At 67.2% G+C, this 22,982-nt stretch carries 27 protein-coding genes; 11 read left to right on the forward strand and 16 right to left on the reverse strand.

The features are described 5' to 3' along the window. Nucleotides 1-331 precede the first annotated feature (331 nt). Together SK803_RS31735 and SK803_RS31740 are read left to right on the forward strand one after the other, a co-directional pair. On the forward strand, nt 332-733 hold the full coding sequence (locus tag SK803_RS31735) for a hypothetical protein (RefSeq protein ID WP_319969828.1): 402 nt from the start codon (nt 332-334) through the stop codon (nt 731-733). 52 nt (nt 734-785) lie between these two features. Beyond that, on the forward strand, nt 786-1,241 hold the full coding sequence (locus SK803_RS31740; RefSeq protein ID WP_319969829.1) for a DUF2231 domain-containing protein: 456 nt from the start codon (nt 786-788) through the stop codon (nt 1,239-1,241). A 61-nt stretch (nt 1,242-1,302) separates the two neighbouring features. Here SK803_RS31740 and SK803_RS31745 read toward each other — a convergent pair whose 3' ends face one another. The 5 genes from SK803_RS31745 to SK803_RS31765 are packed head-to-tail and all read right to left on the reverse strand — an operon-like array spanning nt 1,303 to nt 5,909. Beyond that, nucleotides 1,303-2,091 carry an alpha/beta fold hydrolase gene (locus SK803_RS31745; RefSeq protein ID WP_319969830.1) on the reverse strand — a complete coding sequence of 263 codons (789 nt, stop codon included), beginning with the start codon at nt 2,089-2,091 and terminating at the stop codon, nt 1,303-1,305. Nucleotides 2,092-2,150: 59 nt separating this feature from the next. Next, the gene (locus SK803_RS31750) at nt 2,151-4,397 is read right to left on the reverse strand and encodes a heavy metal translocating P-type ATPase (RefSeq protein ID WP_319969831.1); all 2,247 of its coding nucleotides are present in this window, start codon (nt 4,395-4,397) and stop codon (nt 2,151-2,153) included. 28 nt (nt 4,398-4,425) lie between these two features. Next, nucleotides 4,426-5,373, reverse strand: a complete 948-nt coding sequence (locus tag SK803_RS31755) for a hypothetical protein (protein ID WP_319969832.1) — start codon at nt 5,371-5,373, stop codon at nt 4,426-4,428. Between the two features lie 11 nt (nt 5,374-5,384). Further along, nucleotides 5,385-5,594, reverse strand: coding sequence for a heavy-metal-associated domain-containing protein (locus SK803_RS31760; protein ID WP_319969833.1), 210 nt, complete (start codon nt 5,592-5,594; stop codon nt 5,385-5,387). Nucleotides 5,595-5,627: 33 nt separating this feature from the next. Further along, complete coding sequence (locus SK803_RS31765; protein ID WP_030482288.1) at nt 5,628-5,909, reverse strand: metal-sensitive transcriptional regulator; 282 nt, start codon at nt 5,907-5,909, stop codon at nt 5,628-5,630. A 231-nt stretch (nt 5,910-6,140) separates the two neighbouring features. Between SK803_RS31765 and SK803_RS31770 the strand changes: the two genes are divergently transcribed. Continuing rightward, complete coding sequence (locus tag SK803_RS31770; protein ID WP_319969834.1) at nt 6,141-7,652, forward strand: multicopper oxidase family protein; 1,512 nt, start codon at nt 6,141-6,143, stop codon at nt 7,650-7,652. Between the two features lie 3 nt (nt 7,653-7,655). On the opposite strand, the gene SK803_RS31775 is transcribed toward SK803_RS31770, so the two are convergent. After that, a complete protein-coding gene (locus tag SK803_RS31775; RefSeq protein WP_319969835.1) occupies nt 7,656-8,594 on the reverse strand; it encodes a DUF3152 domain-containing protein in 939 nt (312 codons plus the stop codon). Nucleotides 8,595-8,754: 160 nt separating this feature from the next. Between SK803_RS31775 and SK803_RS31780 the strand changes: the two genes are divergently transcribed. The 4 genes from SK803_RS31780 to SK803_RS31795 all read left to right on the forward strand — a co-directional run bounded on the left by SK803_RS31780 (nt 8,755) and on the right by SK803_RS31795 (nt 11,736). After that, a complete protein-coding gene (locus SK803_RS31780; protein WP_319969836.1) occupies nt 8,755-9,399 on the forward strand; it encodes a TVP38/TMEM64 family protein in 645 nt (214 codons plus the stop codon). A gap of 37 nt (nt 9,400-9,436) precedes the next feature. After that, nucleotides 9,437-9,892: a hypothetical protein gene (locus SK803_RS31785; RefSeq protein ID WP_319969837.1), complete on the forward strand. Its 456-nt coding sequence runs from the start codon at nt 9,437-9,439 to the stop codon at nt 9,890-9,892. 59 nt (nt 9,893-9,951) lie between these two features. Continuing rightward, the gene (locus tag SK803_RS31790; RefSeq protein ID WP_319969838.1) at nt 9,952-11,133 is read left to right on the forward strand and encodes a transglycosylase SLT domain-containing protein; all 1,182 of its coding nucleotides are present in this window, start codon (nt 9,952-9,954) and stop codon (nt 11,131-11,133) included. A gap of 279 nt (nt 11,134-11,412) precedes the next feature. Beyond that, the gene (locus SK803_RS31795) at nt 11,413-11,736 is read left to right on the forward strand and encodes a hypothetical protein (protein ID WP_319969839.1); all 324 of its coding nucleotides are present in this window, start codon (nt 11,413-11,415) and stop codon (nt 11,734-11,736) included. Nucleotides 11,737-11,745: 9 nt separating this feature from the next. Here the strand turns inward: SK803_RS31795 and SK803_RS31800 are convergent, their stop codons facing one another. The 6 genes from SK803_RS31800 to SK803_RS31825 all read right to left on the reverse strand — a co-directional run bounded on the left by SK803_RS31800 (nt 11,746) and on the right by SK803_RS31825 (nt 16,663). After that, nucleotides 11,746-12,684 (reverse strand): M56 family metallopeptidase, encoded by a 939-nt coding sequence (locus tag SK803_RS31800; protein ID WP_319969840.1) that lies wholly within the window; start codon nt 12,682-12,684, stop codon nt 11,746-11,748. Next, on the reverse strand, nt 12,681-13,046 hold the full coding sequence (locus SK803_RS31805; protein ID WP_319969841.1) for a BlaI/MecI/CopY family transcriptional regulator: 366 nt from the start codon (nt 13,044-13,046) through the stop codon (nt 12,681-12,683). The genes SK803_RS31800 and SK803_RS31805 overlap by 4 nt, the downstream gene beginning before the upstream one ends. A gap of 185 nt (nt 13,047-13,231) precedes the next feature. Then, the gene (locus tag SK803_RS31810) at nt 13,232-13,834 is read right to left on the reverse strand and encodes a DUF305 domain-containing protein (RefSeq protein WP_319969842.1); all 603 of its coding nucleotides are present in this window, start codon (nt 13,832-13,834) and stop codon (nt 13,232-13,234) included. Nucleotides 13,835-13,890: 56 nt separating this feature from the next. Beyond that, nucleotides 13,891-14,265, reverse strand: a complete 375-nt coding sequence (locus SK803_RS31815) for a hypothetical protein (protein ID WP_319969843.1) — start codon at nt 14,263-14,265, stop codon at nt 13,891-13,893. Between the two features lie 26 nt (nt 14,266-14,291). Then, a complete protein-coding gene (locus tag SK803_RS31820; protein ID WP_319969844.1) occupies nt 14,292-15,545 on the reverse strand; it encodes an MFS transporter in 1,254 nt (417 codons plus the stop codon). Then, nucleotides 15,542-16,663 (reverse strand): PLP-dependent cysteine synthase family protein, encoded by a 1,122-nt coding sequence (locus SK803_RS31825; protein WP_319969845.1) that lies wholly within the window; start codon nt 16,661-16,663, stop codon nt 15,542-15,544. The genes SK803_RS31820 and SK803_RS31825 overlap by 4 nt, the downstream gene beginning before the upstream one ends. 836 nt (nt 16,664-17,499) lie before the next feature. Between SK803_RS31825 and SK803_RS31830 the strand changes: the two genes are divergently transcribed. The 4 genes from SK803_RS31830 (at nt 17,500) to SK803_RS31845 (ending at nt 20,423) form a co-directional block, all read left to right on the forward strand. After that, complete coding sequence (locus tag SK803_RS31830; protein ID WP_319969846.1) at nt 17,500-18,504, forward strand: NlpC/P60 family protein; 1,005 nt, start codon at nt 17,500-17,502, stop codon at nt 18,502-18,504. 181 nt (nt 18,505-18,685) lie between these two features. Next, nucleotides 18,686-19,246 (forward strand): M23 family metallopeptidase, encoded by a 561-nt coding sequence (locus tag SK803_RS31835; RefSeq protein ID WP_319969847.1) that lies wholly within the window; start codon nt 18,686-18,688, stop codon nt 19,244-19,246. Beyond that, a complete protein-coding gene (locus SK803_RS31840) occupies nt 19,243-20,088 on the forward strand; it encodes a F510_1955 family glycosylhydrolase (protein WP_319969848.1) in 846 nt (281 codons plus the stop codon). The genes SK803_RS31835 and SK803_RS31840 overlap by 4 nt, the downstream gene beginning before the upstream one ends. A 98-nt stretch (nt 20,089-20,186) precedes the next feature. Continuing rightward, a complete protein-coding gene (locus SK803_RS31845; protein ID WP_319969849.1) occupies nt 20,187-20,423 on the forward strand; it encodes a hypothetical protein in 237 nt (78 codons plus the stop codon). On the opposite strand, the gene pspAB is transcribed toward SK803_RS31845, so the two are convergent. Genes pspAB through SK803_RS31865 form a run of 4 tightly spaced genes read right to left on the reverse strand, consistent with a single transcriptional unit; the run spans nt 20,420 to nt 22,946 of the window. Continuing rightward, entirely contained in the window at nt 20,420-20,998 is a 579-nt protein-coding gene (pspAB, locus tag SK803_RS31850; RefSeq protein ID WP_319969850.1) for a PspA-associated protein PspAB, read from the reverse strand. The genes SK803_RS31845 and pspAB overlap by 4 nt on opposite strands. Nucleotides 20,999-21,013: 15 nt before the next feature. Beyond that, on the reverse strand, nt 21,014-21,916 hold the full coding sequence (gene htpX, locus SK803_RS31855) for a zinc metalloprotease HtpX (protein WP_319969851.1): 903 nt from the start codon (nt 21,914-21,916) through the stop codon (nt 21,014-21,016). A gap of 5 nt (nt 21,917-21,921) precedes the next feature. Beyond that, entirely contained in the window at nt 21,922-22,200 is a 279-nt protein-coding gene (gene pspAA / locus SK803_RS31860; RefSeq protein ID WP_319969852.1) for a PspA-associated protein PspAA, read from the reverse strand. Beyond that, complete coding sequence (locus tag SK803_RS31865; RefSeq protein WP_319969853.1) at nt 22,197-22,946, reverse strand: PspA/IM30 family protein; 750 nt, start codon at nt 22,944-22,946, stop codon at nt 22,197-22,199. The genes pspAA and SK803_RS31865 overlap by 4 nt, the downstream gene beginning before the upstream one ends. Nucleotides 22,947-22,982 lie beyond the last annotated feature (36 nt).

The raw sequence follows: 22,982 nt of genomic DNA on the forward strand, positions 1-22,982 counted from the left end.
GTCTGCGGAGGCGGGAGCAAGGCTCGCCGCCGCGACCACGGCTGCAGCCGCTACCGCTCCACGGACCGTGCGCCTTGAGAGGGGCGACACCACGTCGCGTGTTCCTCCTTTATCGCGGAGGTCGTCGCCCTGTGTGGTGCGGCGACCCCGGTTGGAGACCCGAACAGATCACTACGGGCCTGAAGGTCGCGGCCAGGTTACGGAACGTGGATCGATTAGTCCACTAAGAGGCTTAGTACTGCCCTTGATCGTATGTTTTCGGCTCAACCAAAGGTGAGCGTGGTCACCACGGACTGTAGCGGCGGTGTGCCTGAACCCGCAGGTAGCATCCGTGGCCGCGACATTTCGACCTGGAGATCATGTGAGCTACTCGAGCAAGCTGACCGTGTGTCGTGGCTGTTGCTGTGGCACCGCGGAGAAGCATCCCGGCATCGACCACGAAAGTCAGCTGAGCGCGTTGCGCAAGGGTGTCGGGGTTGAGAACGTCAGCGTCGCGAACTGCCTCGACTCGTGCGACTACTCCAACGTCGTTGTCGTTCGGCCTGCGCCGCCGGCGCGTGCGCAAGGCGCCCGTCCTGTCTGGTTAGGTGGAGTGCTAGGTGAAGAGGCAACACAGGACATCCTCGCGTGGATCGCAGCGGGCGGCCCTGGGCGCGCCGACATGCCCGACAGCCTCGTGGCACGCATGATCGACCGGAAGACGCTGCCCGAGGTTGATGAAGATGCCGTCTAGGGCCGTCGTAGGTCGGCCGTCTTTCTACTGATGAGTAGATAGGCTTGCTCGCGTGTGGATTGACGGCAATGCGGACATGACCAGGTCGCGGCTGTGGCGGCGGCACACCAGACCGCATGCGGTGGTCGGGCTTCTCCCGGTCAGCTGCTGGTTGGTGAGCCTTGTCCTGGACTTCGCGTCCCGCTCGGCCGTTGACCCTGCGTCACATGTTCGAGCGGCTACCTCGCTGATCGGGTGGGGGCTGTTGGCCGCGGGTGCCGCCGCGGTGGCGGGGTTCCTCGATTCGCTGTCGATTCCCGCGGGCACCAAGACTTTTCGCCTGGCTATGGTCCACTTTGGACTGATGACCGCAGCCTTCTTCACCTTTCTCACGGGCTATGTGCTGAGGAAGGCTGAACCTCTTGACCAGGCCGTCGGTGTGCAGGCGCTGGTGGTGTCGTTGATCGGTGTGCTGTTTCTCGTGGTGGGAGTGGTCAGCGGAGTGTTGCTGGCTCATCGGCGTGTCTGAGCTGACGGTCCGCGACTGCCTTGCCCAGCCCGGACGTCACGAGTTGACCCGTGCCATCGGCCTAATCAGCCAGGAAGTCAGTGATGCGGTTCGTCCAGGTCTGCACGTCGGCGACGGTCGTCGAGACATGCAGGGTTGAACTCGGCAGCAACTCATGAAGCCGTTCCGCCGTCGACACCGGATGCAATGGATCGGTGTCCCACGTGAGGATCAGCGCCGGGTGAGGCAGCGCCGCGATCTCTTCAGGTGCCGGGAGGTCTGACTCGCCGATGCCGCGCAGGATCGGGGCGAGCAGCTCGTCCGGGATGTCCGGGGTCAGGTCGAAGGCCGGGTAGTCGGCGAAGATCGGCAGAGGTTCCCTCCGCGCCCACTCCTGCCGCCAGTGCGCGGCACCGCGTGACTCGATGGTCTCGGCACTGTCGGTGTACCACTGCCGCGCCTGGTTCGGGCCTTCCTCCCACGCCACCGGCGGGATGATCAGGACGAGGCGGCGGAAACGTTCGGGCGCGGTGATGGCGGCGCGCAACGCGACGTCGCAGCCCAGTGAGGAGCCCATGAAGTCGATCGGCTCGTCCGGGTCCAGTTCGTCCAGCAGGGCGAGCAGGTCGAGGGTGAAGTTCTCGAAGCGGTAGTCGTCCGCGATCGGGCGGCCGGTCGAGTGCCCGTGGCCGCGCTGGTCATAGGTCAGAAGCTGCCGACCTCTCGCCAGGGCGTCGAAGTCGAGCAGGTGGAGCCGCCGGACCGCCGCGCGGCTCAGGAAGACACCGTGCGCGTAGCCGAGAAGTGGTCCGGGTCCGGTCAGCTCGTAGGCGATCTTCGCGCCCGCCCTGGTGACGTACCGGTCCTGCATCACTGACCCCCTCAGTGTGTTGATGGGCCGGCTCGCTGACATGCGAGCCGGCCTACCAGTCAGACGGTCTGCTTGTTCGCGCTGCGGAAGCCCCGCAGCCGCAGGCTGTTGCTCACCACGAACACCGACGAGAACGCCATCGCGGCACCGGCGATCATCGGGTTCAGCAACCCCAGCGCGGCCAGCGGGAGCGCGGCCACGTTGTAGGCGAAGGCCCAGAACAGGTTGCCCTTGATCGTGCCGAGCGTGCGCCGTGACAACCGGATCGCGTCCACCGCTGCCCGCAGGTCACCCCGCACCAGCGTGAGATCACTGGCCTCGATGGCGACGTCCGTGCCGGTGCCCATCGCCAGGCCCAGATCCGCCTGGGCCAGTGCCGCAGCGTCGTTCACGCCGTCGCCGACCATGGCGACCACGCGTCCCTCGGCCTGCAGTCGCTTGACGACGTCGACCTTGTCCTTGGGCAGGACCTCGGCGATGACCTCGTCGATCCCGACCTCGGCGGCCACCGCCTTGGCGACGGCCTCGTTGTCGCCGGTCAGCAGCACCGGGCGCAGCCCGAGGCCACGCAGTCCGGCGATCGCCTCGGCCGAGGTGGGCTTGACCGTGTCGGCCACGACCAGCACACCGCGCGCCTCGCCGTCCCACGCCACCAGCACGGCGGTGCGGCCCTTGTCCTCCGCTTCCTTCTTCGCGGTGACGAGCTCTTCGCCGAGCCGGACGCTCCACTCCTCGAGCAGCCGGGCGCGGCCCACGAGGACGGCGTGCTCATCGACGACGCCCTGCACGCCGAGGCCTTCCAGGTTCTGGAAGCCCTCCACCGCGGGCAGATCACCGACTCGCTCGGCCGCACCCGTGGCGATCGCCCTGGCGATCGGGTGCTCGGAGGCGTGCTCCAGCGCACCGGCCAGACGCAGCACCAGTTCCTCGTCGGCACCGTCAGCGGCGTGCACCTCGACCAGGCTCATCTGCCCGGAGGTGACCGTGCCGGTCTTGTCCAGCACGACGGTGTCGACGCGGCGGGTCGACTCCAGCACCTCCGGCCCCTTGATCAGGATGCCCAGCTGGGCGCCGCGACCGGTGCCGACCAGCAACGCCGTCGGCGTGGCCAGGCCGAGTGCGCACGGGCAGGCGATGATCAGCACGGCGACCGCGGCGGTGAAGGCCGCCGACGCACCCGAGCCCGAACCGAGCCAGAACGCCAGGGTGCCGACGGCGAGTGCGATCACGATCGGCACGAACACCGCGGAGATCCGGTCAGCGAGGCGTTGCACCTCGGCCTTGCCGTTCTGCGCGTCCTCGACGAGCTTGGCCATCTGCGCGAGCTGAGTGTCGGACCCGATCCGCGTGGCCCGGACGACGAGCCGCCCGCCCGCGTTGACCGTGGCGCCGACGACCGCGTCACCTGTGGTGACCTCGACCGGCACCGACTCGCCGGTGAGCATGCTCGCGTCGATCGCCGAGCTGCCTTCCTCGATCACGCCGTCGGTGGCGATCTTCTCGCCAGGCCGGACGACGAACCGGTCGCCGACCTCGAGGTCGTCGATGCTGATGCGCTGCTCGCGTCCGTCGCGCAGCACCGCGACTTCCTTGGCCCCGAGTTCGAGCAGGGCGCGCAGTGCGGCACCGGCGCGGCGCTTGGACCGTGCCTCGAAGTAGCGGCCGGCGAGGATGAACGTGGTCACGCCCGCGGCGACTTCGAGATAGATGTTGCCGGCGCCTGACATGCGTTGGACGGTCAGTTCGAAGGCGTGTGTCATGCCCGGCGTGCCCGCGGTGCCGAGGAACAACGCGTACAGCGACCACAGGAACGCTGCACCGACACCGATCGAGATCAACGTGTCCATCGTCGCGGCACCGTGGCGCAGGTTCGTCCACGCGGCCTTGTGGAACGGCCACGCGGCCCACACCACGACAGGAGCGGCGAGCGTGAGCGACAGCCACTGCCAATAGGTGAACTGCAGCGCCGGGATCATCGCGAGCGCGATCACCGGCACGGTGAGCACGATCGACGTGATCAACCGCTGCCGCAGCGAGCGCGTCGGATCCTCTTCGGTCTTCTCCGTGCTCTCAGCGGCCCGCGGGGGAGCGGGCAGTTCGGCCGTGTAGCCGGTGTGCTCGACGACCTTCACCAGGTCTTCGGCGGTCAGCGACTCGGGGAAGCTGACCCTGGCCTTCTCGGTGGCGTAGTTGACGCTGGCCTGGACGCCGTCGAGCTTGTTCAGCTTGCGCTCGATCCGCGCGGCGCAGGAGGCGCAGGTCATGCCGCCGATCGACAGCTCGATCTCACTTGTCGGTGAACTCATGGAGCGCGCCTCCTCGAGGGTGCCGGGCTCAGCCACCGTGACCGCCGTGGTCGTCGGCAGGCGGGGTGGCCGGAGCGGAAGTGGATGTGGACGGTGTGGACGGGGCTGGGGCCGTTCCGGTGGTGCCGAGGGTGAACTCCGCGGTGCGGACCTTGCCCTCGTGCTGGAAGTCCAGGAACAGGCGGTAGCGACCGGAGGTCGGCACCTCGACCATGAACTTCACCTCGGGACCGGCGCCCGGTGCGTCCATCGGATGGACGTGCAGGTAAGCGAGGTCGGCCGAGCGCAGTGCCACCAGGTGGCCGTTCGCGCCCAGGTACGGCTGCAGGTCGGTGACCGGCTTGCCCTCCTTGGTGACGGTCGTGGTCACCATGGATTCCGCGCCGGGCTTGAGCTCCCCGTCGAGGCGGACCGTGTAACCGTCCACTGTGAATTCACGTGTGTCGGTGTCGTACTGCTTCGGCTCGTAGCTGCCGGACACCTGGATGTCCGTGCCGAGCGTGGTCTTGGTGCCGTTCTCCGGCTTGAAGTCGGCGAAGACCCGGTAGCTGCCGGCGGCGGGCAGGGTCAGCGGCACCGACCACGTCCCGTCCGCGGCCATCTCCGGGTGCACGTGCTGGAACCCGGAACCGTCCCGGCGCACCAGTACGAGGTGCAGCCGTTTTTCGTGCTCCACGTCGAACTTCGTCACCGTGCCGCCGTCGGCGGTACCGATCGTGAACTGGAACGGCTGCTGCTCGCCGGCGTTCGCGGTGGTGCGCAACGGCTTGAGCACGTAGCCGTTCTCAGCGACGGACAGACCGGGCGGCAGCTTGTCGCCGGTGTTGCTGGAGGTGGACTGCGTGGCGCCGTGGTCCATCGCGGTCGGCGCGGTCGCGCCACCGGACGGACCGACAGCGGCGCCGGCAACCCAGGCGCCGCCGAAGACGATCGCCAGCACGCCCGCGTAGGCGGTCACCTTCGTGGCGGTGTTCATCTCGGACCCCTTCAGCTCGCGACGAGCGTGTAGCCGGCCTCGGTGACCGCGGCGCGGACGTCGTCGTCCGCGACCGGCTGGTCGCTGGTGACGGTCACCTTGCCGCTGGCCAGCTCGACGTCGACCTTCTGCACGCCGCCGATCTGGTTGATCTCCTCGGTCACCGAGCTGACGCAGTGTCCGCAGGTCATGCCGGTGACGGTGTAGGTGGCCTCGGCCATGGGAACTCCTCGTGTACTGGTGGGGCTGGGAAATCAGGAGCGGACGAGGCGGGCGATGGCGTTGCTGGCCTCGGCGATCTTCTCGTCCGCCTTGGTGCCGCCTTCGGTGATCGCCTCGCTGACGCAGTGCTTCAGGTGCTCGTCGAGCAGTCCCAGCGAGACGGCCTGGAGTGCGCGCGTCGCCGCGGAGATCTGGGTGAGCACGTCGATGCAGTAGTCGTCGTTCTCGATCATCCGCTGCAGACCGCGCACCTGGCCCTCGATGCGCTTCAAGCGCCGCAGGTGAGCGTCCTTGTTGTCGGTGTAGCCGTGCATGTACCGCTCCTGTCGATCGGTCCGTCGCGCGGCCGGCCGCAACTGACCGGGGGAACGACGGGCGCTTGCCACCTTTATACCTAAGGGGGGTATGGGTGTGCAAGGGCCTGTGGTCATACGGGGTAGGGGTATCTCATGTGACCTGGGGCACGCATCGGAGAGCGAGGACGGACAACCCGCCGGGTCCGGGTTAGCTACTATGGACCTTAGTAGATGACTCTGGAGGACGTCATGACCACTCAGCCCGCATCGTTCGGCCGCCGGGAGCTCTTCCGGTTCGGCTTCGGCCTCGCGGTGGCCACCGGCGTCGCAGGCTGCGCGAGCAGTGGCGGATCCTCCGGCGGTGGAACCCTGATCGGGCCCAACTCTCCGAAGGTGGCCGCCGCCGAGCGCGCCCGTCAGATCGCGGGTGCGCGCAGGACGTCGGTCAAGCTCGCCGCCATCCAGGCAGAGGTCGACCTGGGCGGCATCACGGCGAACACCTGGTCCTACGGGGACCTTCCTGGCAAGGAGATCAGGGTCAGGCGCGGTGACCTGTTGAACGTCGAGCTGCGCAACCAGCTGCCGCAGCCGACGAGCATCCACTGGCACGGCCTTGCACTGCGCAACGACATGGACGGAGTGCCGGGCCTCACCCAGGGCGAGATCGTGCCCGGTGGTTCCTTCACCTACGAATTCACCGCACCGGACCCCGGCACCTACTGGTTTCATCCGCACTCGGGGGTGCAGCTCGACCGCGGCCTTTACGCGCCACTGATCGTGGAGGATCCGGAGGACGGCGGGAACTACGACACCGAACTGGTCGTCGTGCTCGATGACTGGCTCGACGGACTCGGCCGGACACCGGATGCCGTGTTCGACGAGCTGCGCGCGAACGGCATGCCGGGCATGGACCACGGCTCGATGCCTGGCATGCCCGCCATGCCGAAGTCCGACCTGCTCGGGGGCGACGCCGGCGACGTCATCTATCCGCACGTGCTGGCCAACGGCAAGGTGTGGAAAGCACCTCAGGCGTTCGCCACCAAGCCGGGGCAGCGGATCCGGTTGAGGCTGATCAACGCCGCGGCCGACACGGTGTTCCGGGTCGGCGTGCCAGGGGTGCCGATGACCGTGACCCACGCGGACGGCTTCCCCGTGGTGCCGGTGGAGCTGGACGTCGTGCTGCTGGGCATGGGCGAGCGGCTGGACTGCGTCGTGACCGTGCCTGATCGGACGGTGCCCGTGCTCGCCCTCGCCGAGGGCCGCGGTCTGTTCGCTCAGGTCACTCTGTCCACCGGAGTAGCTGCGTCAACGGACAGCGAAGCGCTCGCCGCGGAACTCACGAAGCTGGTGGTGCCGGAGATGAACGCACTCCGTGCGACGGACAGCGTTGCGCTGCCGCTGCGCGAGCCGGACGTGACCCACGATCTCGTCCTGGAAGGGCCCGGCGACCAGTATTCCTGGACGATCAACGGCAAGGTCTACGACCCGACCGACGGACTGCCGATCCGCTCTGGACAGGTGGTGCGGCTGCGGATGCGGAACAAGTCACAGATGTTCCACCCCATGCACGTGCACGGTCACACTTTTCAGATGCGGGCGAACGGCAAGATCGGTCCTCGCCGTGACACCGCGATCGTGTTGCCCAACCGGGAACTGATCGCGGACTTCGATGCCAACAACCCCGGTCAATGGCTCACTCACTGCCACAACGTGTACCACGGTGAGGCAGGAATGATGGCCGTCTTGTCCTATGTGGAGTGATGATCACTGGCCGGTGGGATAGGGCCAGGCGTTGGGCTTGCACACCTTGCCGTCCTTGCTCACCCGGTCAGTGCCCAGCGCGGCGAGGTAGTCGTTCGAGATACCCCACGACTGCTGCATCATCACGGGCGCCAGCGCGCCGCTCTCCTGACAGGACTTGTGGTCGTATCCCAGGCCGTGGCCGACCTCGTGGTTGACCACGTACTGCTTGTACTCCACCAGAGCGCCCTGGAACGAGACCGCGCCCCGCACCCAGCGCGCGACGTTGATCGTCACGTTGTCACCGTTGACGCACGAGCCCTCGAACGGGATCGCGAACCCGCACACGTCGCGCGTGGTCATCTGCGAGGTGAGCCTGATCCGCAGGTCCGGCTTGCCGGAGTCGATGCGCTGGAAGCCGTGCTTACCGTCGCCGATCCAGCTGCGCGGGTCGGCCAGGATCGTGCTGACGTCGGTGGCGAAGGTCTCGGGGCCGCCGACGAGCTGCACGCCGTCCTCGATCTCGACGGTGTAGGTGACGCGGTTCGTTCCGCCTACCGCGGGGCTGGTGCCGGGTACGACCGTCCACTTCCTCGCGCCCTGGACCGTGAAGTCTCCACCGGGTGGGAGTTCGGCGGATGCCTTCAGCGCATCGAAGACCTTCGGATCAGGATTCGGTGCGGGAGGTGTCCGGTTGGTGAGCGCGTGTCCGGCTTGGTCGTGCGCGACGACACTGGGTTGATCGAGCTCCTGTGGCGGAGCTGCTTGCTCGGTGGGCGGGGGCGTCAACGTGTCACGCACGGCCATGGCACTGAGTCCGAAGAGGCTGAGCACGGCGACCGCCGCCACGATCCATTCTCGGACGGGACGTCGGCGAGTGGGCCGGGCTGAGCGGCCGTCGACCGGATCCAGCCTGGCGACCAGCGGCCTGCCGGCCGGGCGTTCGCGCAGCTGCTGCTTCATCGCGCAACAGCATGTCACAGCACCTACGAAGATCCGTAGTAGGGAGAGGGGACGGCCACTGGGGGTCATGCGGATCGCGCCCTCTACTACCTGCTTTCGCAGTTTGTGATCCGCTCCGCTTACCATCAAACGATCGAACTGGCGGAAGTGCAGGTTGTCCATGCGTGAGGTGCGTGCGATCACACTTCTGGCGCTGGTTGTCGCCTTGGTCGTCATCTCGTTCGTGGTGGATCTGCCTGGCGGGGACGAGGTCCGTTCCTGGATCCGCGGCGCAGGCGCGTGGGCTCCGGCCGCGTTCCTGTTGCTGTGTGCCGGAGGAACCGCCGTGTTCTTCCCCAAGCCCGTGCTCGCCACCGCCTCCGGCCTGCTGTTCGGCATCCTGCCCGGCGCAGCGCTCGCCATCGCCGGGTTCACCGCAGGTGCGTTGATCTCCTTCGGCATCGGCAGGTTGCTGGGGCGCGAGGCCGTGGCGCGCTGGCTCGGCGACAGCTGCCTGCGCACGCTGGACGAAGTCTTCGCGAAGAACGGTCTGGCCGCGACTCTCGTGCTGCGGCTGTTGCCGGTGATCCCGTTCGCCGCCTCGAACTACGGCGCCGGGGTGACGGCCGTGCGTCCGGCGTTGTTCGCGCTGGGCACTGCTCTCGGGCTCGTGCCCACCACGTTGGTCGCCGCGCTGCTGGGGGATGCCGTGCTGGACCTCGGTTCGCCGCGCTCGATCGCCGCTCTGGTTGCGTGGCTGGTGATCGGCGTGGCAGGTGTGTTGTGGGGAAGAAATCTTCTCTGTCGTGCTGCACGCACCTCGTAGGTTACTATTTCAGATAGTAGATACGGCGGGGGTGTCGATGGACGGCGCTCAGGTGCGGGCCTGGTCGTGGAGTTGGACTCGCGCGCTCACCGGCGCGGTGCTGAGTGCCGCCGTGGTCGGTGTGCCGACCGACGTCATCGACAACTCGATGTTCACGCGCATGACCCCGGTTCGGTGGTGGGAACTGCCCGTGCTCGTGCTCACGGCGGCCCTCACGGCCGTATGGGCAGGTATTCGGCCCGGTGTTCAGCAGGACCGTGCTGGATCTGCCCGCGTTTACGGCGGTTCACTGCTCAGTGCACTCGCGGTCGGGTGCCCGGTCTGCAACAAGATCGTCATGGCGTTGCTGGGCGTGTCCGGGGCGCTCGGCGTCTGGGCTCCTCTGCAGCCGCTGCTCGCCTTGGCGTCGCTGGCCGTACTCGCGACCGCGGTGGTCGTGCGGTGGCGACGGCGCGAGTGCACGACCGTCGCTTGTTCACCCGTAGGGGCCTAGTGGACCGGATGTACTACTCGTGATAGTAAGTCACGGGTTGTTGTCCGGCAGGAGGCTTCATGAGGGTGCCGCACCTGGTGCTGGCGGTGTGCGTGGTCGCCTTGGCGGCCTTCCTGGCGATTCAGTTCGTCTTCGTGTTGCCTTTCATGGTCCAGAACGGCAACCAAGGTGCCGTCGCCGGCGCAACCACCGGGCAGGCCACCTTCGACATCACCAAAATTCCGCCGCTGGCGCGAGAAGTGGCTCCGATCATCACGTCGTTCGTCGCCACGGACTGCCCGGAGCTCAACCCGTTGCGGGTGATCGCCGAAGTGCAGGCCGAGTCCGGCTGGCGGCCGGGCGCGTGGAGCAACGACAGCAATGGCGGTGCGGCCGGCCTTCTCCAGATCAATCAGGCGAACTGGAAGAACCTCGGCGGACAGCCGTGGGCGAGCGTTCCACCTCCGTCCGGAGCGGACATCTTCGATCCGTCCATCCACATGAGACTCGGGCTCAAGTTCCTGTGCAGCAACTTGCGCGGAATGACCGCACACATCAAGCAGACGGGTAAGTCACTCGATCCTCACGACGCGATGAGCGTGTGCCACATCGCCGGGTGCGGCCGGGTGTTGTTGAGCCGCACAGGGATTCCTCAGTCTGGGGAAGCGGGATGTGGTGATGAGTGTGTGTCTCTCATTCGCCGCTACCTCGACAACATCCGCAAGTACGAACGTGAGTGGGCCGCCGCTGAGACCGCGCCCGCCGGTGACGGGGGACCGGTGCCAGGGGGTGCGGATCTCGCCGGATTGCCCGCTCCGGTGCCCTACACCGGGCCGCCGACAGGATGCGTCGTCGACGACCCCACGACAGCGGGGTGCCTCACTGCGGCAACCGCGCATGCGCTGCAACAGATCCGCAGCGCGTTCGGGCCGCAGATCGCCTCGGTCACCTGCTATGGCGCGCGACCGGAGACCCCGTTCAGCGACCATCCCACCGGCAAGGCCTGCGACGTCTTCCCGGATCGGTTCGGCGTGTTTCCCGCTGGAGAGCGGCTCGCGGCGGGTTGGCGGATGGCTTCCTGGACGCGGGCCTACGCGGGCCCGCTGAAGGTCCGCTACATCATCTGGCAGGGGCGCTACTGGGACCCGGCAACCGGCGACCAGGGCGGGTGGGGTGAGAAGTACACCGGCGCGGGCGTGTACGACGTCACCAACCCCACCGGCGGTCACTACGACCACCTGCACATCAGCTTCACCGCCTGATCGAGGAGCACCGCGATGGCATCCGGCAGTCCAAGAGGCGTTGTGCTAGCCGTACTGGCTGCAGGTGGCCTTCTGCTGGTGTCTGTGTTGATCGACAGGGACACGAACGGAGAGCAGGCACCGGTGGCCACGTCGGCTCCACCTTCGTCGCAAGCACCGCCGACGACCGAGGAACCTGTCGGGCCTGCTGCTCGATCCGCGATAGGCGAAACACCGCCGGCCCCGCTCTCGGGCACACCGTCAGCGGCGGCGGGCACGAACTTCGCCGATCCACGGTCCGTGGCGAGGGCCTACATCGAGGCCGCGCACTCGGCTGAGCCGGATGAGATCGGCCGTACGAACCGCCGGGTACTGCCGTACGTCGCGCCCGAGAACCCCGACAACCCGCGTGGCTCGCTGGTCGTCGAGGCGACCGGCAAGGCGGTCGTGATCAGCGTGGAGGTGGCCGTCGGCAACGAGGAGCAGTCGGCTGCCACCACGAAGGCGACGTGGCGATCAGGCGATGGCCAGCTCCGCGAAACGTTCGTCACGCTGCGCCGTCAAGCTGACGGACGCTGGCTGGTCATGGCGGAGATGGCGCGGCTGCAGCCAGCCGATCGATGAGCGATCGCGTCAGGTGGGACAGGCCACGGTCACCACGGCGAACATCGCGCCCGAGGCGACCAGAACCGGAAGAACCATCGCGGTGACGCCCGCCAGACCGCAGGAGAACAGCTGACGGCGTCGGCTCGCCGGAGCGGGCCCGTCGAGCAGTCGCTCGACGCGCACGTCCATGGAGGTGCCGCTCATCGCCAGAGCCGTGCCCGGTGCACCGTGGCGAGACACCTTCAGCAAGGCGCTCCGCACGGCGTCCGCGCCGCATTCCCGGACAGCCGCCGCGTCCGCGACGAGTTCCACCAGCTCACGCAGCATGCCGGGTGCCAGCTTGAACAGCGGCAGGAACGGGAACGCGCTGGCCATCGCCTCGCCGACCGCGACGATCAGGTGGTGGCGACCGGTCAGATGGGCGCGTTCGTGGGCAAGCACGGCGTCCACCTGGGCACCGGTGAGCTCCTTGGCCAGGCCGTCCGTTGCCACGATGACGCCAGGGCGCCCGGTGAGGCTGAACGCCAGCGGCTCGTCGTGCTCGAGCCACAACGTCTCGCCGTCGCGACGTGCGGCGATGCGCAGCACTGCGAGGTGGTCGGCACGTCTGCGCGCTCGTCGTCGTGCGCTGCCCACCGCGCCGACGACCAGGCGCACACACAGACCGAGCAGCAGCAAGGCGCCCACGACGCCGCTGACAGCCTCGACGCTGGGCGGAGTGCCGTGCCGGACCGAGGACCAGCAGTTGTCCAGCGCGGCGAGCATGGACTCACCGAACCCGTGGTCCGGGAGAAGGAGGAGAACTACGCCCCCGAGCGTGGTGAGAGCCACAGCCGCCGCCGACGTCAGCCACGCGACGACCGCGACCAGTGGGTCGCCGCCGTTGACGACCCTGCGAGCCAGGACCGTGGGTGCGAGCCAGCTCATCAGCGCCGCGCCGATCAGCAGCGAGACCGCGACCGTCATGAGGCGGACGACCTCTTCTTCTTCGGCAGGGCTCGGCGCAGGAGCTCAGACTCTCGCTCGGTCGCCGATTGCGCGAAGTGCATGAGCACGGCTTCGGGATCACCCGACGAGACGAGTACATCTCGGACGGTGCGAGCGGCTGCCTCGGCGCGGCTCAGTGCCGGCTCGTACCAATAGGCCTTGCCCTCGAGTTCGCGAGTGACCCAGCCCTTGCGGTGCAGGTTGTCGAGCACGGTCATCACGGTGGTGTACGCGAGCTTCTTTCCCGTTTCGAGCCGGTCGAGCACATCGCGCACCTTGAGCGGCTGCTCTCGCCACAGCACGTCCATCACCGCGGCTTCCAACTCACCAAGTCCGTGCATCGTTCCTCCTGACGGAGAGGATACGGCAGGAAGAGCCGGTCCTGACTACGATTCGCTATAGTAGACGACGGCTGGGGTCCCCGTTCCAGCCGCCATCCTCGCCGAGGAAATTCCCCCAGACTCGGTGAGAACAGCGTTCAGGCCGGGGTCAAATCGCTCTGCCCCGGCCTGAACGTTCGTGGCTTCTACTTCAGCAGCCCCTGCATCTCGGTGATCTCAGCCTGCTGCGCGGTGATGATGTCCTGCGCGAGCTTCTTGCTCTCGGCGTTGCTGCCCTTCTCGACGTGGGTCTTGGCCATGGTGATCGCACCCTCGTGGTGCTTGATCATCATTTCCATCCACATCTTGTCGAACTCGGCACCCGTGGCCTGTCCGAGCTTGGTCATCTCCTCGGCGGTCATCATGCCGTTGCCGCTGCCCATCGAGCCGTGGTCCATTCCCGGCATCGACGACGCAGTCGGAGAGGCACCCCACTTGGAGAGCCACGCCGTCATGGTCTTGATCTCCGGGTCCTGCGCACCCTCGATGCGCTTCGCGAGATCGGTCACCTTCGGGTTCGTGCTCTTGCCCGGCACCATCTTGGCCATGTCCAGCGCCTGCTGGTGGTGGGCGATCATCTCCTGGGCGAACTGCACGTCGTGATCGTTGTGGTCCGCAGACTGCTGGCCGGAAGCCGGGGTCGAGGCAGCGGTGGAGTTGTGCTGCATACCGGCCATGTCGTTACCGCTGCTGCACCCGGCGACCAGCGCGACAGTTGCGAAGCCGGCGACGATCAGAGACTTCCTCATTCGGTGGTTCTTCCTTCTGTGCTGGGAAAGTGACTTGCCTCTGGAAACCGGGCCGATCACAACCTCAGCACGCACAGGGAACCGAGCAAGTCGCGACCGCCTCTGGGCGGCGGTCGATCGGGAGCTCGTGGCCACGCCGCCGACGCGAGGATGCGACCCGCGATCGGGCGCGCGGTGCGCAGCAGCAGCCACACGAGCAGCAGCAGCGATACGACGGCGCACAGCACGGCAACGCACAGGTGCAACATCTCGTGCGTCGGCTCCGGTGCTGGGTCCTCGGACGGCGGCGCGTGGTGAGCGTTCGTGGACATGGACCCGTGCGTGGGTGACATGTCGTTGCTCACGTTGACGTGGTGCATCCCGACGACACCGAGGAACAGCACGCACAGCAGGACCCACTGGGTCGTCCTGCCGTGCGCGCCCGGAGCCATGTAACTACCGTACCTAGTAGGTCGCATCACTGCTTTGTACGGGTCAGCGCTCCAACTGGTTCAACTGCCGGCACGCGGTTGAGTGCGCGCAGGCTCCAGGCGCAGAACAATCCAAGCGCCGTCAGCGCCAGCCACGGCACCGCAGGTATCCCCGCTGCCCGCGCCAGGTCGAGCGCGGTGCCGGTGAACAGGTTTCCGGCGAGGATGCCAACGCCCACCACCGTGTTGTAGAGCCCGTAGTGGGTGGCGACCAGCCGATCGCCAGACAGCGCAACGATCGTGTCCATCTCGAACGGAAACACGACCATCGTGCCGAATGCGATCAGTGTCGCGGCCAACAGCACCGGAACGAGCAGCAGCGGTCCACTGGACGGCGTGGGCAGTGCCAACGGCAGGAAGGCCACCGCCAGCAGCAGCATCCCGATCACCAGCGATCTGTTGGTGCCGAAACGCTGCCTGAACCAGCCGGTGACGCGTAGCTGTCCCACGATCGCCAGCACACCGGAGACGGCGAACAACGCGGCGACCAGCACGGTGCCGGCGACACCGTCACCCGCGACGCGGCGTGCCTCCAGCGGGAGTGCCAGATAGATCTGGAAGGACAGCACGTACGAACCGATCATCGCGACGGCGAACAGGACGAACCTGCGGTTCCCGAACACGCCGCGCCAGTCCTGAAGCACGGAACTGTCGGTGCGAGTCGTGGCCTTGCGTGCAGGCAGGGACCTGATCTGCAACACGGTCAGCACCGCGAACACAACGGCAGCGACTGCGCAGGTCAGCGAGAAGTCGACGCCGGTCAGCACCAACCCGATGAGCGGGCCGACCAGGATTCCGGTCTGGTAGAAGACGTTGAACAAGGCGAATGCTTCGACGCGCCGTGGACCGGCGTCGTTCGCCACGTAGGCGCGCACCGCCGGATTGAACAGCGCGCCCGCGAATCCGGTCGCCGCCGAGGCGATGACCAGCGCGGGCAACGTGTCCACGAAGCCCAGCAGGCCGAAACCCGCTGTCCGAAGAGCGCAGCCGGCGACGATCAGTGGCTTGTACCCCAACCGGTCCGCGAGCGTGCCGCCGATCAGGAACATCCCCTGCTGGGAGAAGTTCCGCACGCCCAGGACGAGCCCGATCGCCCAGCCGGCGAGCGCGAGCTCGCCGGACAGGTGAACGGCGAGATAGGGCATCAGCATGTAGAAGCCGACGTTGATGCTGAACTGGTTGAGCAGCAGCAGTTGTACCGGCCGATCGAACGACCGGAACTGCCGAACGATGTTCGTCACGACTGAAGCCTCATCGGGTCCGCGACATTCCCGCAGCGCGTCCACGTGGTGACTTCGCGATCGCTCGTGGCGGTGATCTCCTCCGGATCCGGCTTTGGAGGCGTCACGAGGAGCTCGTTCGCGGCGCAGTAGGTGTCGTTGTAGATCGTGTCGAAATACCGCTGCGGACCGTCAGGGAAGACCGCCGCGATGCGCACATCGGGGTCGTGGGTGCGGGCCAGCCAGCTGGACACCACCGCTACCGCGCCGACGCTCCACCCACCGCTGGCGTGGTGCCGGGAGGCGAGTCTGCGGCAGGCCCACACGGACTCCGCGGGGTTGACCCAATGCACCTCGTCGAACGCCGAGTAGTCGACGTTGCGCGGGAAGATGCTGGACCCCAGCCCGCGCATGAGGCGCGGCCGTGCGGGCTGGCCGAAGATCGTCGAGCCGATCGTGTCGACCCCGACGAGCCGCAGGTCGGGAAAGTACTCCCGCAGCACTCGCGACACTCCCGCCGAGTGCCCGCCGGTGCCGACGGAGCACACGAGCACGTCGACGCGGCCGAGCTGCGCGACGAGCTCCAGCGCGAGCGACTCGTAGCCCGCCACGTTGTCCGGGTTGTTGTACTGGTCAGGGCAGTACGAGCCGGGCGTCTCGGCGAGGATCTGCTCGACGCGGTCGCGCCGGGCCTGCTGCCAGCCGCCGGTCGGATGTGGAGCCGGGACGAGATCGACCTGGGCGCCGTGCGCCTGCAGCATCTGCTGCACGATCGGCTCCATGCCGGGATCGGTGACCAGGGTGACCGGGTGGCCGTGGACGATGCCCGCGAGTGCGAGCCCCAGCCCGAGAGTGCCGCTGGTCGACTCCACGATGGTGCCACCGGGTGCCAGTTCGCCGCGTTCACGAGCCTTGGCGATCATGTGCAGCGCCGGGCGGTCCTTCATGCCACCAGGGTTGAAACCTTCGAGCTTGGCCCAGAACCCGTGTGGAGACAGACCGGACAGATCGTCGATCCACTGGACCGGGGTGTTGCCGACGACCGATGCCGGGCTGTGGCACAGCGGTGCGGACGACGACGTGAGCATGCGTGCGGGAGGAACGGCCAGCGTGCCGGGCTGGCCCTGGGTGACGAGCATGGTGTCCTCAAGGTTGTGCGTGGTTCGAAAGGGTGATCGCTGGCAGCACGAACTGGCGAAACCGGTGGTGTTGCGAGGGTTTCGCCTGCACTGCTGCGCGCTGATCAGTTCCGCGCGACGCTGAGGAGGACCAGTAGCCGGCGGCCCGGTCTGGGAGGACCGCTTGCGCCCGCCCAGAAAGCTGGGCCCAGTCCACTGGGGACGGCAGAGGTCTCGGTGCCGAGACTTGCCGGAACGTCGTGGCTGGAGGACTGCGCGGTCCACGCCGTGTCGTCCGGGCGATGCAGAGCGCGGTCGAGCGCGGCCTTGGGGTGGACAGGCTCGCGGTCGTGGTGACAATGGTTGGAAGGTGCGGGTTCCGCGTCATGCGTGGGGCTGTGGCTGTGTGCTGGGTCAGTCACGTGTTCGTGGCCGACTCCGGCCGAAGCATGGCCTTCCGCGGAGCAGAGCGCGCTCAAGACGAAAAACGACAGCACGGCGAGCACGACGGCCAACGCCGTCGATCGGACGCCACGGAGTGTCGTCGTCTGGATCCGCACGGTTACGAACATATCGCGATCGTGATACGGGCGGGAATCGCTCAATCGTGTCCATTGTGGACGGATGATCACCTGTAATGCCACGTTTGCCCTGGACGATCCACTTGGTGTGGTGATGCGTCGTCATGTTCGCTGTCAAACGTGAATGCCGAAGTCGCATGGGGGATGACGGGCCGGCCGTGTTCCGAGTCACAGCGGCGAACTACTAGGCTGGCTAGTAGACAACGCCGTGATGTTGCCGTAATTTGCGCCAAGGCATCGGGGGAGGCCTGTTCCCGACTACGGAGGTAACGCGACGTGACGTCGCATCGACTCAAGCTCGGCACACGAGGTGGGCTGGTGGCCGCGGCGGTACTGGCGGTGGCCGGCAGCACCGGTTCGGCTGGTGCCCAGCCCGCGGGCGACCCGGTCGAGCAGTACGAGGAGCTGAGCCAGCAGGCGGAGAAGCTCAACGACGACGTGCTCAAGGCTGAGGAGAACCTCGAAGCCAAGAAGGCAGAGCTGACCAAGGCCGGCGCGGACCTGAACCAGGCCAAGCAGGCCGAGGGGCAGTTGCGTGGTCAGGTCGACGTGCTCACCGAGTCCACATTCCAGGGCGCACGGTTCAACGGGCTCTCCGCGCTGCTCGTCAGCGACTCTCAGCAGGACTTCCTCAACCGCATGTCCGCGCTGGAAGTGCTGGCGGCCGACAACGCGGAGTCGATGGACAAGCTGTCGGCCGCGGTGGCGCAGGCGAACGACGTTCAGCAGCGTGCCGAGAAGGCGGCCAACGAGGCGGCGGCTGTCGCTGAGGACGTCAAGAAGCGCAAGTCCGACCTGGACGGCCGCATCACTGAGCTCCGCAAGGCTGTGAACAACCTCAGTTCGGCTCAGAAGGTCGGCCTCGGGTTCGGCCAGGTGAAGGACACCGGAACGTATCTGGGGCCTCCCGGTGCGGCCAACACCGCCTTGCAAGCAGCACTGTCCAAGCGTGGCTCGCAGTACCAATGGGGCGGTAACGGTCCGAGTGCCTTCGACTGCTCCGGCTTGACGAAGTGGGCCTACGCGGCGGCTGGGGTCACGCTGCCTCGTGTGGCGGTGGACCAGTACCGGGTTGGCAGAGCAGTGGCCCAGAACGAGCTCCAGCCAGGTGACCTGGTGTTCTACGACGACGGCACCGGTAATCCGGCCGCGATCCACCACGTCGCCATGTATGTGGGCGAAGGCAAGATGGTGGACGCGCCGACCGAGGGGCAGCTCGTGGACGTGCGTTCGCTTCGCGGTGACGGCCACTACATCGGTGCCCGGCGGATCGTCGGCTGATTCGATGTCCCGACACACACGAACTGTTACGCCACACCGTTCCACACGCCTGTCGGCCCACGTGTTGATAGCCGGCGTCGCCGCTGGAGCCGCCGCGGCGGCCTTCCAACTCGACGCCGCACCGAAGGACGCGCCTGTCCAGGCACAGGGCCAAGTTTTGCTGTCGGCCAACCTGTCTGGTGTGGACGGTGTGGGCGGTGACAACGCCGGGCCGAACCTGTTGCGGGTTCGCCAGCAGCCTGACCACGACGAGGTGGAGCGGCTCAACACAAGTCTCCGCCTCACCGCGCAGCGAGATGCGGAAGCGGCTGCACGGCGCAAGGCCGAGTACGACGCGGAGCAGGCGCGGAAGATCAAGGTCTTCGCGCCGACGCAGGGCACGATCACGTCCAACTTCGGTCCCCGGTGGGGAACGACGCACTACGGCCTCGACATCGCCAACAGCATCGGCACGCCGATCAGGTCAGTCATGGACGGTGTCGTCACAGACGCGGGACCGGCCAGCGGCTTCGGTCTGTGGGTCAGGATCGAGCACACGGACGGCACCACGGCCGTGTACGGCCATATCAACAGCTACGCCGTGCGCGAAGGACAGAAGGTCAGCGCCGGCCAGGTGATCGCCCAGATCGGGAACCGCGGCATCTCCACCGGACCGCATCTCCACTTCGAGATCTGGGATCAGGCCGGGAGAAAGCTTGATCCGTTGGCGTGGCTGCAAGGACATGGAGTGCGGATCGCATGAGCCGCGTGTGGAAGTTGGCCGTCCCGATCCTGTTGTTCACCACCGCGTGTGCGAACACCACCACACCGGCAACTCAGGACCCGTCTGTTCTTCCGGCAACTCTCGCGCACGTGCACGGCCTCGGCATCGACCCCGCCGACGGAATGCTTTACGCAGCAAGTCACTTCGGTGTCTTCACGGTGCCCGCAGACAAACCTCCCGAGCGCGTGGGTGACCGCAAGCAGGACACCATGGGCTTCGTCGTGGTGGGTGCCAACCACTTTCTCGGCAGCGGTCATCCCGATCGGCCTGAACCGGGCACCGCACCGCACCTCGGGCTGATCGAGAGCAAGGACGCGGGCCGGACGTGGCAGACGCTCTCGCTGGCGGGCGCGGCGGACTTCCACTCGTTGGAGGTCAAGCACAACCGCGTGTACGGCTACAACAGCCAGAACGGCCAGATCATGATCAGTGAGAACCAGCGCGACTGGGACACCCGCAGCCGTGTCTCGATGGTCGACTTCACGATCAGCCCGACTGATCCGGACGTCATCCTCGCCGCGACGCAGCAAGGCGTAGTGCGCAGCACGGACGGAGGCCGGACGTTCGCCGCCGCTGGCGGCAGCCCACGCTTGACGTTGCTCGACTGGTCTGAGGGTGACATCGTCATTGGTGTCGCATCGGATGGAATTGTGCACGTGAGCGAAGATTCCGCTGCGTCGTGGACGGCGAGAGGCCGGATCGCCGGTACACCTGCAGCGCTCGCCGCCAAGGGCTCCGAGGTGTACATCGCGACGGAGTCCGCCATCCACGCTTCCATCGACAGCGGGAGCACGTTCACGATTCGCCAGGCACTGAAGTGAACTGTCACAGGCCGATCGACGAATGCCGACCACGCCCCTCGCTCACACCTCGCCGATCGATCCGGTGGGACCGCGGTGATCGCCGGTCGATCGCGAGCATGGCTGCGTGCGTACTGCTGCTCAACCTGCTCGGATGGGGCTTGCTGGTACGGCTTGTCGCACCTCAGCGGTACGACATCGGTTCTTCCGGTGTGTTCGGCGTCGGCCTCGGTGTGACGGCTGCGGGAATGTCGCTGTTCGCCGTCGCCCTGATCATCGGCCTGTTCGTGGTCACCTGGCTGGTCGCGTCCGCGGGGTGGCGAATCGGTCGCTTCGAGCAGCGTTGGTGTGCCTAGGGCACGGGAGCGTTCCAGATGGGGAACCAGCGTTCGAGGTCGGTTTCGACAGGGAGTTCTCCCGCGAGTGCGGCGCGGACTCTCATCTCCAGTGCGGTGTCGCGCCGCTGCTCGTCGAGCGGTGCGAACGGATACACGGTTCCCCGTTTGAACAGGTAGACCAGCCCGAGTCTGCTCGCGGGAGCAGGGGAGGGCGCGGTGAAACCCACCACGGTGCACAACAGGGAGGGACCGAAGCCGGCGTCGGCGAGGGTGGCGTTGACGGCGTGCAGTTGTGTCATGAGCGCCGGTAGGTCCACCGTGGACTGATGGCAGGTGATCCAGGTGTAGCCGTACTCGTCGTGCTGCAGCGACATCTCTGTGGTGTGGTCGAGGTCGAGCAGGGCGCGGATGTCGGCTTGCGCCTGCTCGGCCGCGGCGCCTTCGGCGGCCTTGAAGCAGACGGCGCCCACCCCGGTGGGCGTCATGCCGAGTGAGGCCTGCACGGTCAGTGCCGCAGAAGGAATGGCGAAGAGCACGTCGAGGTTCGGCTTCACCGGTTTCGTTCGGCCGAGCAGGGTGTCGAGGAATCCCATCGTGCGGGCCTCCGGTCACAGTTGGGTGGACAGGGTGGCCAGCTGGTCCAGCCGCTGCTCAAGGGTGGGGTGGGTGGACAGGAGGCTGGACAGGCTGATCCTGGAGCCCAGGGCGGGGGCGAAGAAGAAGGCGTTGAACGCCTCGGCGGCCCGCAGGTCGCGGGTCGGCATCCGCTGGATCTCGCCGCTGACCTTCGTCAACGCCGAGGCGAGCGCGGAGGGACGGCCGGTGAGCATGGCGCCGGCTCGGTCCGCGGCCAGTTCCCGGTAGCGCGACAGGGCACGGATGAGCAGGAAGGAGATCGCGTAGACAGCGGCGGAGACGGCCATCACCAGGAGGATGAGCAGGAACGTGTTGTCGCCGTCGCGGCCTCGGCGCCCTCCGCCGCCGAACATGGTGGAGTAGAAGGAGAAGCGGGCCACGAGCCCGGCCAGGACGCCGAAGAAGGAGGCGATGGTCATCACGACCACGTCGCGGTGGGCGACGTGGGAGAGTTCGTGTGCCAGCACGCCTTCCAGTTCCTCGGTGTCCAGTCGCCGCTGCAGTCCGGTTGTCACGCAGAGCACGGCTCGCCGGGTGCTGCGGCCCGTGGCGAATGCGTTCGGCAGGTCGGTGTCAGCGACCGCCACCCGTGGTTTGGGCATGTCCGCGGTCGCGCACAACCGGTCGACGATGCCGTGCAACTCGGGTGCTTCCTCCGGCGTGACGATGCGAGCCTGCATGGCGTACAGGGCGATCCGGTCGGAGAACCAGTACTGCGCGCCGAGGAACAGCCCGGCGATCACCACGACCATGATCACTGAGTCGAGCAGCACGACCAGCGCGGCGATGAACGCCACGTACACCAGGCCGAGCAGGAACATGGTCACCACCATCCTGGTGGTGAGCCGGTGATCCGGCCGGAACCGGGTTCGCATCGTCCTCACCCCGGAATCAGGCCGTCGCCGCGCAGCATCCCCCGGACCTCGTCCAGGTCGGCGTCCTCGGAGGGCAGCACGAACTCCGAGGGGATGAGCGCGGTGTCGGGAACCGGTTGTGCGGCTTGGCGGACGGCCGTCAGGAGCTCGCGGAGCGCGCGGCCGAACGCGTCGGCGTCGTCGGCCTCGATCGCGTCGAGCAGGTTGCCGTCGAGCGTGTTCAGGTCGTCGACCAGGTCGTCGTCGACCTCGTACTGGCCTTCGCTGAGGATGCGGATGATCACGACGACTCCGTCCCGTGCTGCGCTGATGTGATCACCTTGGGGGCGAGCTGCCCCTTGAGCTGGGCGAGCTCGGTGTCGATGTCGCTGCCCTGGCCGCTGGCGGCGTCGAGAGCGGCCTGAATGTCGTCGCGGTGCCCGATCGGGGACGAGGCGTCGTCCAGTGCGCCGGAGGCCATCAGCTCGTCCAGGGCGCCGGCGCGGGCCTGCATCTGGGCGGTCTTGTCCTCGGCGCGCCGCATGGCCATGCCCACGTCGCCCATCTCCTCGGAGATCCCGGAGACGGCCTCGCCGATGTGGCTCTGCGCCTCGGCGGCGGTGTAGGTGGCCTTGATGGTTTCCTTGCGGGTGCGGAAGGCTTCCACTTTGGACTGGAGTCGTTGCGCGGCCGCGGTGAGCTTCTCCTCCTCGGACTTCAGCGCCACTGCCTGGGGGCGCAGCTCCGCGATCTGGGTCAGCGTCACGGCGCGGCGGGTCAGAGCTTCACGCGCGAGGTCGTCGTGGTCCAGCCGCACGGCCTGCGTCGCCTGGTCCTGCAACCGGTCCGCGGCCTGCTGGGCCTGGCCGATCTGCAGTTCGACGCGCTTGCGGCTGGTCGCCACGTCCGCCAGGCCGCGACGCACTTTGGCCAGCAGCGCCGTCTGGCGTTCGTAGGAGTAGTCGAGGATCTCGCGGGGATCCTCGGCCCGGTCCAGCGCTTTGCTCGCCTTCGCGCGGAACAACAGAGCCAGTCGGCGGGCGATACTCATGGCAACAGCCCTTTCCTTCGCACAATCGTCGAACAA

This window comes from Lentzea miocenica (assembly GCF_033949945.1).
Lineage (GTDB): Bacteria > Actinomycetota > Actinomycetes > Mycobacteriales > Pseudonocardiaceae > Lentzea > Lentzea miocenica.